Source organism: Embleya sp. NPDC055664 (assembly GCF_053618075.1).
Window position 1 is genome coordinate 92,211 of sequence record NZ_JBSHGZ010000019.1, and the last position, 11,827, is coordinate 104,037.

Consider the following 11,827-nt stretch of genomic DNA (forward strand, 5'->3'; position numbering starts at 1 on the left):
ATGATCTCCGCTGCCACAGTGACCCCTCTTATCGACTTCATCGACATTGCTCAGTGGAAGTGCAGCTCTCGGAGCGCGAGCGCCGGCTGCTTACCTCAGCGGCATCGGCGCTTCGTGCAGCGCACATGATCCGGCTGAGGGTACGGGGGTCACCCGTGACGCCGATTTTGGCACACCCCCCGAACGGGGGTACGCCGGGGCGATGAACCGATTACCACCTTTTTGTGATGGACCGTCAGACCCTGGTGCACCCGGCCCAGACGCTAGTGCCACGGGCGGTACGCTGACAGTAACCGCCGCCACATCCGTCAGGTCGTTCCGGGCGAATCGCGCGCCGATCGTCCTCCGTGCGAAGAAGGGCAGCCGTTGGACCTCTCCGCGTATGCCGAGCACGCGGTCCGCCTGGTCAACACCGAACAGCCGGCCCGCGGCGAGGACCTGCTGCGCTGCCCCGACGACGTGCCCGCGCTGATCGCACCCGTTCGGCGGATCCCGTCCCGGGTGACCGACGGTGACGTGGCCCGGTTGCGCTCGGTCCGCACCCGCCTGCGCGCGGTCTTCACGGCCGCCGCGGCCGGACGCGAGGCGGACGCGGTGGCGACGCTGAACGGACTGCTCGCCGAATTCCCCGTACATCCGCGCCTGACCGGCCACGACGCCAGCCCGTGGCATCTACACCTGGCGGGCGACGCGGTCGGCGCGGCCGAGGGCTTCGCCGCCATCGCCGGCATGGGCCTGGCCGTGCAGTTGACTACGCACGGTATCGACCGACTCGGCGTCTGCCAGGCCCTCCCGTGCCGAAACGTGTTCCTGGACCTGTCCGCAAATCGCTCCCGCCGGCACTGTTCGGACCGGTGCGCCTCGCGCGCCAACGTGGCCCTGTACCGGGCCAGACGCCGGGCCCGGGAGCCGCAGCCCGACCGACATACCTGACATTTGCGGGTTGGCGCGCGGTCGACTGTGGCACATGTACATGGACGGCTTGATCTCCCGGTGCGAAATTACCGAAGTCGGGTACACTACGTACTCGTCAAATCACATATCGTGACGTAGCGTCGGGTGGACGGCTCCCCGGTCGTTCCCGCCCACGTTCGCGCATCGATGACGACAGTTGTCGGCCGGCGCGGTAGCGTCGCTGGGGTTCCCCGACATCGGTGGTGACCGCCTCCGGCGGCCACCCACAGCAGCACCTTGGAGGTGAGGGTGTCCCAGCGATCCGCACACACCGCGGACGAAGCCGGCACCGGGCAGCGTGACTTCGTCGAGGTCCGACTGCCTGCCGAAGGTGCCTATCTCTCCGTCCTGCGCACCGCCACGGCGGGCCTCGCGGCCCGCCTCGACTTCACCCTGGACGAGATCGAGGATCTGCGCATCGCGGTGGACGAGGCGTGCGCGATGTTGCTCGATCAGGCGGTGGCCGGCGGGATCCTCTCCTGCGTGTTCAACCTGGTGGGCGACGCGTTGCACGTGACCGTGTCCGCGCCGACCACGGACGGTCGAACACCCGCGCGCGACACGTTCGCCTGGACCGTCCTGTCGGCGCTGGCCGGCGAGGTGGACGCCACGGTGAGCGATGACAAGGTGGTCGCCATCAGCCTGCACAAGAAGCGCGGTGGCGGGCCGGAGCAGACGTGAGCAGTGGTGTTGAAGGCGCGGCCAACGAACCGCAGCCGAGCGCGGCCTCACCCGACGAGGCCGCCGGGCGCGGCCGAGGGGAGGGTGAGGGCATGGTGAGCGACGCGAGCATGACGATGGACGGTGGCGTCGAGGCGACGGGGTCGGCGCAGCCTGCCGGAGCCGCCGGGCCCACGGGTCCCGCGGTGCCGAATCGGCGGCGGGCCGGTTCCGAACGCCACGCCCACGACCGCGAGGTCGCGCGGGGGCTGTTCGCGCGGTTGGCGGAGCTGGAATCGGATCCGCCGGCCCGGGCCGCGGTGCGCGATCGACTGGTGGAGATGCATCTGCCGCTGGTCGAGCACCTGGCCCGCCGGTTCCGCAATCGCGGCGAGCCGCTCGACGACCTGATCCAGGTGGCCACCATCGGCCTGATCAAGTCGGTGGACCGGTTCGACTCGGATCGCGGGGTCGAGTTCTCGACCTACGCGACGCCGACCATCGTCGGCGAGATCAAGCGGCACTTCCGGGACAAGGGCTGGGCGGTGCGGGTGCCGCGCCGACTCCAGGAGCTGCGGCTCGCGCTGACCTCGGCCACCGCCGAGCTGTCCCAGCGCAACGGCAGGTCCCCCACGGTCGCCGAACTCGCCGTGCAGTTGGGGATCTCCGAGGAGGAGGTGCTCGAGGGCCTCGAATCGGCCAACGCCTACAGCACGCTGTCGCTCGACGTGCCGGACACCGACGACGATTCACCGGCCGTCGCCGACACGTTGGGCGCCGAGGACGACGCGCTGGAGGGGGTCGAGTATCGCGAGTCGCTCAAGCCGCTCCTGGAGCAGTTGCCGCCGCGCGAGAAGAAGATCCTGCTGCTTCGCTTCTTCGGCAACATGACCCAGTCCCAGATCGCGCAGGAGGTCGGCATCTCCCAGATGCACGTCTCGCGGCTGTTGGCGCGCACGCTCGCGCAGTTGCGCGAGCGCCTGCTGGTCGAGGAGTAGCACCGGAGCGGCACCGGTACACCGGGTGCGCGCGGGTGTGGAAGTGCGGCGGCCCCGGACCGATGTCGGTCCGGGGCCGCCCGCTTCGCCGAGCCGGTGTCCGCGCGCTCAGGCCCGCCGGGCCTGGTGCCGCGTTTCGAGCGCCTTGTACATCCCGGGGGTGGCGAGCGTGCCGATGGTGGCTGCGCCCACGATCATCGTCAGGATCCCGATCGCCATCTGATCCGCCTTGATCAGATACCAACCCATGCCGACCACGATCAGATTGGCGGTGATCGCCGGCGATCGGCTCCAGCGCCGGCCGCGCACCATGCCGACGAAGGCGGCGACTATCCCGGCGGCGAGGATCAGCAGGTAGATGCCGATCGCCACGCCCTCCGAGGAGTTGGTCGGATGGCCGAACTCGCTGCGGAAGGTCAGGTAGAGGGCGTAGCCGAGGAGCGCGAACGCCTCGACACCGACCACCGCGGTACAGATGCGCCAGGTGAGCGGGAGGGCCCCGGCGGGGTCCGGCTGGTCCTGGGCGGAAGGGCTCTCGGTCACCCCAAGACTGTAACCTCGGGCCGGTGTGCTCCGGGCCGGGGGCGCCCTACCCGCCGGTAGATACCCTGTCGTCATGCGTGCCCTTCTCGTCGTGAACCCCAAGGCCACGACCACCAGTGAGCGGACCCGCGACGTGCTGGCACACGCGCTCGCCGGCGACCTCAAGCTCGACGTGGTGAACACCGAGCACCGGGGCCATGCCGCGGAGCTGGCCCGGCAGGCGGCCGACGACGGCATCGACCTGGTGATCGCGCTCGGCGGCGACGGCACGGTCAACGAGGTGGCCAACGGCCTCCTGGCGGCGGGCCCGGCCCCCTCGCTACCGGCGGTGGCGGTGGTCCCGGGCGGCAGTACCAACGTCTTCGCCCGCTCGCTCGGACTGCCCAACGACCCGGTCGAGGCGACCGGCCTGCTGCTCGACGCGTTGCGCGCGGGCCGCAGTCGGGAGATCGGCCTGGGCCTGGCCGACGAGCGCTGGTTCCTGTTCTGCGCCGGACTCGGCTTCGACGCCGAGGTGGTCGGACGGGTGGAGCACCGCCGGGCCGGCGGCCGGCGGGCCACCCCCGGGTTGTACGTACGCTCCGCGATGCACCACTTCCTCGGCGGTCGAAACGCCCACAGGCGCGGGCCGCTCACGCTGGAGGTCCCGGGCATGGACCCGATCGGGGGAATCTGCCTCGGCATAGTCCAGAACACGGTCCCGTGGACGTTTTTGCGCAATCGGCCGTTGAATCCCTGTCCGCAAGCGTCATATGACACCGGATTGGACCTCTTCGCGCTCACCCGGATGACAACACTGCCCACATTGCGCCATCTGGCCCAGATGCTGGGCTCCACGGGTAATGCTCCACACGGGCGTCACGTCGTGTCCCTGCACGACTGCGATGCGTTCACTCTTCGGGCTGAAGAACCTGTTTCCCTTCAGGTCGACGGGGACCATCTGGGAGAACATCGGAGTGTGACCTTCAGGGGGGTTCCCCGTGCACTGCGTGTGATTGTGTGAGTGGAAGGGCCTTTTGGCCTTTCACTCGAACGCGAATACCCCGTTCATCCCTTCGATGTAGTGGTGTGACCTAGTCGACACCGATGATTTAAAAAATCCTGGCCCAAGGGGGTTGTATCGGCGGCCGAGGTTTGTAAGGCTCTACGAGGCGGCAGGGACGTGGCCGAAAGGTCATCTTCACCGCCCGAATCCACTGCCAAACCTGGGGACCGACTCCGTCGGCCCCATGCTTGTCGGGGGGTTCGTGAAAGCGTTCACATTCACAAGCCACAGCGGGGCCGGAAGCCCTTGCTGACCCACGAGGAGTTGGACCGCATGGACTGGCGCCACGTTGCTGCCTGCCGTGACGAAGACCCGGAGCTGTTCTTCCCGATCGGCAACACCGGTCCCGCTCTGCTTCAGATCGAGGAGGCGAAGGCGGTCTGCCGCCGTTGCCCCGTGATGGAGCAGTGCCTGGGCTGGGCTCTCGAGTCCGGTCAGGACGCGGGTGTGTGGGGCGGTCTGAGCGAGGACGAGCGTCGCGCTCTCAAGCGCCGCGCCGCCCGCAACCGCGCCCGCGCCTCCGCCTGATCACCACGACGGGCTGAACTCTCCGGAGACTTGGATCGCCGGAAAACAAAAGAGCTTTACCGCAGTTGCCCCGCCGGGGTCCGATCGGACCGAGGCGGGGCAACTGCTTTTTCTCGTGTGGGTGTTCGTCGCGTACGCCGGATCCGAACCGATCCGCAATTCGGCGGCGGCGCTCAGCGGCGCTGCCTCAGGTGTACGTCCAGCCTGACGATCGTGCCGCCGGCCGGATTCGGCACCATGTCGAAACGGCCCGCGAGTTCGCTGCCCACGAGGGTGCGCACGATCTGCAGACCGAGATTGCCGGACGTCTGCGGATCGAAGCCGTCGGGCAGGCCGATCCCGTCGTCGGTGACGGTGATCAGCAGTCGTTCCGCCCACCGTTCCGCGTGCACCTCCAGGGTGTTGGCCCGATCCGCGTACGCCGGGTCCTCGAACGCGTGCTCCAGGGCGTTTTGCAGCAGCTCGGTCAACACCATCGCCAGCGGTGTGGCGGTCTCCGCGATCAGCTCGCCGAAGTTGCCGTGCCGGGCGGTGCGCACCCGCAGCGAGGACGCGGCGACCTCGGTGACCATGGACAACACCCGGTCGGCGATCTCGTCGAAGTCCACCCGCTCGTCCAGCGTCTGGGACAACGTCTCGTGCACGATCGCGATCGAGCCGACCCGGCGTACCGCCTCCTCCAGCGCGGCGCGGGCCTGCGGCGCGTCCATCCGGCGGGCCTGGAGGCGCAGCAGCGCGGCCACCGTCTGGAGGTTGTTCTTCACCCGGTGGTGGATCTCCCGGATGGTCGCGTCCTTGGTGATCAGCTCGCGTTCGCGACGGCGCAATTCGGTCACGTCGCGCAGCAGCATGATCGCGCCGATCCGCTGACCACGCGGCTTGAGCGGGATCGCCCGCAACTGCACCACCGCGGCGGGTGTCTCGACCTCGGTCTCGCGCGGCGCCCAACCGCTGGCGACGGCGGAGATCGCCTCGTCGACCGGTCCCTCGTGCGGGGCCAGTTCGGCGGTGATCCGGCCGAGGTGGCAGCCGACCAGGTCGGTGGTCAGGCCGAGTCGGTGGTAGGCGGAGAGCGCGTTGGGGCTGGCGTACTGCACGATGCCGTCGGCGTCGAGCCGGATCAGGCCGTCGCCCACGCGCGGCGAGGCGTCCATGTCGAGCAGTTCGCCCGCGTGCGGAAACGTCCCTGCGGCGATCATCTGCGCCAGGTCCGCGGCGCTTTGCAGATAGGTCAGTTCCAGCCGGCTGGGGGTGCGCGCGGTGAGCAGGTTGGTGTTGCGCGCGATCACCCCGATCACCCGACCCTCGCGGGAGACGGGGATCGCCTCGACCCGCACGGGCACGTCGTCGCGCCACTCCGGGTCGCCCTCGCGCACGATCCGCCCCTCGTCGAGGGCGGCGTCCAGCATCGGCCGCCGGCCGCGCGGGACGAAGTCGCCGACCAGGTCGTCCTGGTGCGAGGTGGCTCCGGTGTTGGGCCGCATCTGCGCCACCGCCACGTACTGCCCGTCGTCGGTGGGCACCCACAGCACCAGGTCGGCGAACGACAGATCCGCGAGCAGTTGCCACTCGGACACCAGCAGGTGCAGCCACTCCAGGTCGGCGGCGGACAGCGCGCCGTGGCGGCGGACGAGATCGTTCATGGAGGGCACATGCGCAGCGTACTTTCCACCCGGCCTGCGATCCTGGCCGCCCCACTCCGCCGCACCCGTGAGGTATGGATGTCCACCGAATCGCCCACGCCCGGCCGGCCCCTCCCCGGCGGCGGTCATCCGCTCGACTGGCTGGACCTGCGGGAGAAGGAACGGGAGGAGGCGGGGCTGCGGCGCCGGCTGCGCCCGCGCGAGGCGACGGTCGACGGGCTGGATCTGGCCGGAAACGACTACCTGGGGCTGACCCGCGACGCACGAGTGATCGAGGCGGGCGTACGCGCCCTGCGCACCTGGGGCGGCGGGTCGACCGGGTCGCGCCTGGTGACCGGGTCCACGACGCTGCACGCCGCGTTGGAGGCGGAGCTGGCCGCGCACATGGGAGCCGAGGCGGCGCTGGTGTTCTCCTCCGGCTACCTGGCCAACCTCGGGGTGATCTGTGGCCTGATCGGCAAGGGCGGACTGGTCGTCTCGGACGCGATCAACCACGCCTCGATCGTGGACGCGTGCCGGCTGTCCCGGGCCCGGGTGGCGATCACTGCGCACTGCGACGTCGAGGCGGTGGCCCGGGTGCTGGCGGAACGGCCCGAGGAACGGGCCCTGGTGGTCGTGGACGCGGTTTTCTCGGTCGACGGGGACATCGCCCCCCTCGCGGAGCTGGCGGCCGTCACACGGCGATATGGCGCCGTCCTGCTCGTGGACGAGGCGCACGGGCTCGGTGTGGTCGGCACGGGCGGCCGGGGCGCGGTGCACGCGGCCGGGCTCGCGGGGGCCGACGACGTGGTGCTGACCGCGACGTTGTCCAAGGCGCTCGGCGCGCAGGGCGGCGCGGTGCTGGGTCCGCGCCGGGTGGTCGAGCACCTGGTCGACGCGGCCCGGTCGTTCATCTTCGACACCGGGCTGGCCCCGGCGAGCGTCGCGGCGGCCCTGGAGGCGCTGCGGATCCTGCGCGCGGAGCCGGACCTGGCCGCGCGGGTACGGGCGAACGCACGCGCGCTCGCGGCCGGCGCCCGGGAGGCGGGGCTGCGCGCGACCGCGCCCGAGGGCGCGGTGACGTCGGTGCTCGTCGGCGAGGCGCAGCTCGCGTTCGACACCGCCGCGCGCTGCGCGGAGGCCGGGGTCCGGGTCGGCTGCTTCCGTCCGCCGTCGGTGCCCGACGGCATCTCCCGACTGCGTCTCGCGGCCCGCGCGGACCTGACGCCGGCCGATCTGGAGCGGGCCCTGACGGCACTGCGATACGCCACTTCGTGACCCGATAACCACCGGTATACGTGTCATGTCCCTCGACATTGGTCTAGACAACTGGGATTGGTCTGAACCAAAATGGTCGGCGGCCTCCCGGCCCGCACCGGGAGGCCGCCGAACGTTCGGCCGCGTAGCGGTCCCGCAGGGAAGGAAGGGCACGCGTGGCCGGCATAGGGGCACCTCGCGTGCTTGTGGACGGGAAGCTCGTGGGCCCGGCCGAGGTGGGGGTCGAGCAGGGCCGGATCACCGGCGTCACCGAGGGACCCGGCCGCCCCGACACATTCCGGCTGCCACACGGCGTGCTCACGCCCGGCCTGATCGACGTGCAGCTCAACGGCGCGTTCGGGCACGACTTCGTGGCCGCGGACGCGACCGCCTGGCGTGAGGTCGCCGCCCGGCTCCCGTCGACAGGGGTCACCGCCTTTTGCCCGACCTTCATCACCGGCGACCTGGACATCCTCACCGCGGCCCTCGTGCGGGCCGCGGAGCTGCGCGCCAAGCTCGCCACGGAGCCCATCGCGCGCGACCTGGGCGTGCACCTGGAGGGGCCGTTCCTGTCCCCCGCCCGGGTCGGCACCCACCCGCCGGAGTACCTGCGCGAGCCCACTCCCGAACTGATCGACCGGCTGCTCCTGGACGACGCCGTCCGCGAGGCGCTGACGCTGGTCACCCTGGCCCCCGAACTTCCCGGTGCGCTCGAGGCCATTCGACGCATCGTCGCCGCGGGGATCCGAGTCTCGGCCGGACACACGGACGCGACCGCCGCCGAGATGTCCGCCGCCGCGGACGCGGGCGCGACCATGGTCACCCACCTGTTCAACGCCCAGCGCGGCCTGGGCCACCGCGAGCCGGGCGTGGTCGGCGCGGCGCTGAGCGACCCGCGCCTTACCCCCGGCCTGATCGCCGACCTGCACCACGTGGTGGGCCCGGTCTGCTCGCTGGTGCTGCGCGTGGCGGGCGAGCGCACCGCACTGGTCACCGACGCGATGGCGGCCGCGGGCATGCCGCCCGGCCGCTACCGGCTCGGCGACGTGGACGTGACCCTGGTCGAGGGCGACGTGCCGCGCAACCTGGACGGCACCATCGCCGGCTCGGCGCTGACCCTGGACCTGGCCGTGCGCAACCTGATCGGCCTGGGCAACCCGCCGGCGCGGGTGCTCACCTCCGCGACCCGGGTCCCGGCCGACGCCCTGGGCCGCACCGACCTCGGCCGCATCGCCCCCGGCGCCACGGCCGACCTGGTCTGGTGGAGCGACGAGTGGACGATCCTCAAGACCTGGATCGGCGGAGTGGTCGCCTACGAGGCCACCGCCTGACCATCCCCACCCCGCGATGCGCGAAAGCCCCCGACCCGGTCCGGGTCGGGGGCTTTCGCGCGTTCGGACCGCGCTTTCCGGCCCCGGGTCGGTCCCGGGACGCGCCCTCGCCGCGCGCGTCCCGGGACCGCTCCCGGTCGTCGGCGTCAGCGCGTCTCGGTCACCTTCGCCAGCGCCCGAGGGGCGTCCGGGTCGAGACCGCGGGCCATGGTGACCTCGTACGCCAGCAGCTGCAGCGGAATGATCTCCAGGATCGGCTGCACCTCCTCGGCCACACCCTCCGGCAGCACGAAGCCCGCCGAGGCCCGACCGACCTGGTCCGCGTTGCCGATCACCATCAGGTCCGCACCGCGCCCGCGCAGCCGCTCCAGGACCGGCTGGAGGGCGTCGCCGCCCTTGCCGTCCGGCACCACGGCGATCACCGGGCTGACGTTGTCGACCATGGCCAGCGGCCCGTGCAGCAGGTCCGCCCCGGAGAACGGCTGGGCCGGGATGTAGCTGGTCTCCATGATCTTCAGCGCGGCCTCGCGCGCCGTCGGGTAGCCGTAGCCGCGCGAGGTGATCACCAGACGCTGCGCGAAGCGGTAGCGCTGCGCCAGCTCGGCGACCTCCTCCCGGCGGTCCAGCACGTCCTGCGCCAGCGCCGGCAGCGAGTCGGCCGGCGAGGTGTCGCCGCCGCGCAGGCCCTCGACGAACAGGTACAGCGCGAGCAGTTCCGCGGTGTACGTCTTGGTCGCGGGCAGCGCCTTCTCCGGACCGGCCAGCACGTCGATGTGGAACTCGGAGACCGCGGCCAGCGCCGAGTCGGCGTTGTTGGTCACCGCGAGGGTGATCGCGCCGGCCTTGCGGGCCGCCTCGGTGGACGCCACCAGGTCGGGCGAGCCGCCCGACTGGGAGACGGTGATCACCAGGCAGTCGGTCAGGTCCGGCTCCGCGCCGTACGCCGTGGTCGTGGACATCGAGGTGAGCCCGGCGGGCTTGCCGAGCAGCACCTCGATCAGGTACTTCGCGTACAACGCGGCGTTGTCGCTGGTGCCCCGCGCGGTCAGCAGCACGAACCGCGGGTTGCGCGCGGCGATCTCGGCCGCGACGGCGCGGATCGAGGGCGCGCCCTCGGCCAGGATCCGGCGCAGCACGGCAGGCTGCTCCGCCATCTCGGCGGACATGATGGTGCCCCGGTTCGGTGCCAGGACGTCACGGTCGTCGGTGGCGGACATGGTGCGGCCTTCCGTTGATTCCAGGTGCTGATTCGGTTTCCACATACGGATGCGGAGGTCGGGCGGATCCGCGGGCCGGGGCCCGGGAACGCCCGCCTCCCCAGTGTCCGGTTTCCCGGTGTCGGGCGGGTTCACAGGGGCCGGACGCTCGGTGTCGAACGAATACCGGGCTTCCGGCCCCCCTTGTCGAGGGATGCCGTCAGGCGAGCCGACGGCCGGTCAGGATCTCGGCGGCGGCGATCCCGCACACGGTGGCGGCGCCGTGCGTGGCGAGATGGGCGGCGCCCGGAGTGGCAGCTCCGGGGATGCCCATCTCGACCACGACGGCGTCCGGCCGCGCGGCGAGCAGGCCCGCCACGATCTCGGTCGCCCAGACGTGGTGCTCCAGGTTGCGCACCACGAGTACCAGGGGACGGTCCGCCCCCGCGCGCAGCACCTCGTCGATCAGCTGCGGCTCGGCGGCCCGGGCCCGGGTCACCGTGGTCCCGGGCAGCGCCTCGGCCAGCACCGGCGCCAGGCCCCACGGGGTCTGCTCGCCGACCGCGATGTTGGCAGTGGGCGACAGCTCCACCACGTGTGCGGGCCGATCGATCGGCGTCACCGTACCGGTCACCCGGACCGCGCGGCGGGCCGCGTCGAGCCCGAGCGCGTAGTCGACCGGCTCGGCCGCGCCGACCTTGGCCCACGCGGCCAGCGCGTGCACCCGCCCGGCCGCGTCGACCAGCCGCTCCTCGGCGAGCCGGCCCTCGCGCACCGCGTCCACCAGCGCGTCGCGCAGGTGCAGCACGGTGTCCTCGTCGCACAGCCCACCACCCACGCACACCGCGTCGACGCCGGCCGCGATCGCGCGGACGGTGCCGTCGGCTATGCCGTAGGTGTCGGCGATCGCGCCCATCTCGATGGCGTCGGTGACGATCAGGCCGGTGTAGCCCAGTTCCTCGCGCAGCAGCCCGGTCATGATCTTCCGGGACAACGTCGCGGGCAGTTCGGTGTCGTACGCGGGCAGCAGGATGTGCGCGCTCATGATCGCCTTGGTGCCGGCCGCGATGCTCGCGTGGAACGGCACCAGTTCCCGGGCGGCCAGCGTCTCGCGCGAGACGTCCACCAGCGGCATGCCGTGGTGCGAGTCGATCGCGGTGTCGCCGTGCCCGGGGAAGTGTTTGACGCACGCGGCCACGCCGGCCGCCTGGAGCCCGGTGACGTACGCGGCGGTGTGCCGCGCGACCAGATCGGGTTCGGCGCCGAAGGCCCGCACGCCGATGATCGGGTTGTCCGGGTTGGAGTTGACGTCGGCCGACGGGGCCCAGTTGAGGTTGACGCCGCACGCGGCCAGCTCGCGCCCGAGCCCGCGCGCGACCGCCTCGGTGGTCGCGGTGTCGTCCACCACGCCCAGCGCCAGGTTGCCCGGCCAGCGGCTGCCGGTGTTCACGTGTATCCGGGTGACGTCGCCGCCCTCCTCGTCGATCGCGACGATGAGATCGGGGTTCTCCCGGCGCAGCTCCTCGGTCAGGGCGGTGACCTGTTCGGGGGTCGCGACGTTGCGACCGAACAGGCCCACCGAGCCCAACCCGCCGGCGATCCGGTGGCGCAGCCATCCGGGCGCGGTCAGGCCGTCGAAACCGGGCTGCAGGACGGCGAGCGCCAGGCGCTCGAGACGTTCGGACATGGTTGA

The 11,827-nt window shown here is 71.6% G+C and carries 11 protein-coding genes; 7 read left to right on the top strand and 4 right to left on the bottom strand.

Features of this window, described 5'->3' with window-relative positions:
• The first annotated feature begins 366 nt into the window (after window positions 1-366).
• The 3 genes from ACWGR4_RS27470 (at window position 367) to ACWGR4_RS27480 (ending at window position 2,612) form a co-directional block, all read left to right on the top strand.
• On the top strand, window positions 367-933 hold the full coding sequence (locus ACWGR4_RS27470) for a CGNR zinc finger domain-containing protein (RefSeq protein WP_452134085.1): 567 nt from the start codon (window positions 367-369) through the stop codon (window positions 931-933).
• 258 nt (window positions 934-1,191) lie between these two features.
• Window positions 1,192-1,635, top strand: a complete 444-nt coding sequence (locus tag ACWGR4_RS27475; RefSeq protein ID WP_379994809.1) for an ATP-binding protein — start codon at window positions 1,192-1,194, stop codon at window positions 1,633-1,635.
• 92 nt (window positions 1,636-1,727) lie between these two features.
• On the top strand, window positions 1,728-2,612 hold the full coding sequence (locus ACWGR4_RS27480; protein WP_078975490.1) for an RNA polymerase sigma factor SigF: 885 nt from the start codon (window positions 1,728-1,730) through the stop codon (window positions 2,610-2,612).
• Window positions 2,613-2,720: 108 nt separating this feature from the next.
• Here the strand turns inward: ACWGR4_RS27480 and ACWGR4_RS27485 are convergent, their stop codons facing one another.
• Complete coding sequence (locus tag ACWGR4_RS27485) at window positions 2,721-3,155, bottom strand: hypothetical protein (RefSeq protein WP_379994807.1); 435 nt, start codon at window positions 3,153-3,155, stop codon at window positions 2,721-2,723.
• 73 nt (window positions 3,156-3,228) lie between these two features.
• On the opposite strand from ACWGR4_RS27485, the gene ACWGR4_RS27490 reads away from it, so the two are divergent.
• Both ACWGR4_RS27490 and ACWGR4_RS27495 read left to right on the top strand, forming a co-directional pair.
• On the top strand, window positions 3,229-4,158 hold the full coding sequence (locus ACWGR4_RS27490) for a diacylglycerol/lipid kinase family protein (protein WP_379994805.1): 930 nt from the start codon (window positions 3,229-3,231) through the stop codon (window positions 4,156-4,158).
• 315 nt (window positions 4,159-4,473) lie between these two features.
• Entirely contained in the window at window positions 4,474-4,728 is a 255-nt protein-coding gene (locus ACWGR4_RS27495; protein WP_020557388.1) for a WhiB family transcriptional regulator, read from the top strand.
• 173 nt (window positions 4,729-4,901) lie between these two features.
• Here the strand turns inward: ACWGR4_RS27495 and ACWGR4_RS27500 are convergent, their stop codons facing one another.
• Window positions 4,902-6,371, bottom strand: a complete 1,470-nt coding sequence (locus ACWGR4_RS27500) for a histidine kinase N-terminal domain-containing protein (RefSeq protein WP_379994803.1) — start codon at window positions 6,369-6,371, stop codon at window positions 4,902-4,904.
• 78 nt (window positions 6,372-6,449) lie between these two features.
• On the opposite strand from ACWGR4_RS27500, the gene ACWGR4_RS27505 reads away from it, so the two are divergent.
• On the top strand, window positions 6,450-7,628 hold the full coding sequence (locus tag ACWGR4_RS27505) for an 8-amino-7-oxononanoate synthase (protein WP_452133976.1): 1,179 nt from the start codon (window positions 6,450-6,452) through the stop codon (window positions 7,626-7,628).
• A 179-nt stretch (window positions 7,629-7,807) separates the two neighbouring features.
• The gene (gene nagA, locus ACWGR4_RS27510; protein ID WP_452133975.1) at window positions 7,808-8,938 is read left to right on the top strand and encodes an N-acetylglucosamine-6-phosphate deacetylase; all 1,131 of its coding nucleotides are present in this window, start codon (window positions 7,808-7,810) and stop codon (window positions 8,936-8,938) included.
• 146 nt (window positions 8,939-9,084) lie between these two features.
• Here the strand turns inward: nagA and ACWGR4_RS27515 are convergent, their stop codons facing one another.
• Window positions 9,085-10,155, bottom strand: coding sequence for an SIS domain-containing protein (locus ACWGR4_RS27515; RefSeq protein ID WP_379994799.1), 1,071 nt, complete (start codon window positions 10,153-10,155; stop codon window positions 9,085-9,087).
• A gap of 199 nt (window positions 10,156-10,354) precedes the next feature.
• A complete protein-coding gene (locus ACWGR4_RS27520; protein ID WP_379994797.1) occupies window positions 10,355-11,821 on the bottom strand; it encodes a glycoside hydrolase family 3 protein in 1,467 nt (488 codons plus the stop codon).
• Between the last annotated feature and the right edge of the window lie 6 nt (window positions 11,822-11,827).

What these genes read in the sequence shown, in the direction of transcription:
- ACWGR4_RS27495 (WP_020557388.1), top strand. Translation starts at nt 4,474, where the DNA reads ATGGACTGGCGCCACGTTGCTGCCTGCCGTGACGAAGACCCGGAGCTG.
- ACWGR4_RS27480 (WP_078975490.1), top strand. Translation starts at nt 1,728, where the DNA reads ATGGTGAGCGACGCGAGCATGACGATGGACGGTGGCGTCGAGGCGACG.
- ACWGR4_RS27520 (WP_379994797.1), bottom strand. Translation starts at nt 11,821, where the DNA reads ATGTCCGAACGTCTCGAGCGCCTGGCGCTCGCCGTCCTGCAGCCCGGT.
- ACWGR4_RS27515 (WP_379994799.1), bottom strand. Translation starts at nt 10,155, where the DNA reads ATGTCCGCCACCGACGACCGTGACGTCCTGGCACCGAACCGGGGCACC.
- ACWGR4_RS27490 (WP_379994805.1), top strand. Translation starts at nt 3,229, where the DNA reads ATGCGTGCCCTTCTCGTCGTGAACCCCAAGGCCACGACCACCAGTGAG.
- ACWGR4_RS27505 (WP_452133976.1), top strand. Translation starts at nt 6,450, where the DNA reads ATGTCCACCGAATCGCCCACGCCCGGCCGGCCCCTCCCCGGCGGCGGT.
- ACWGR4_RS27500 (WP_379994803.1), bottom strand. Translation starts at nt 6,371, where the DNA reads ATGAACGATCTCGTCCGCCGCCACGGCGCGCTGTCCGCCGCCGACCTG.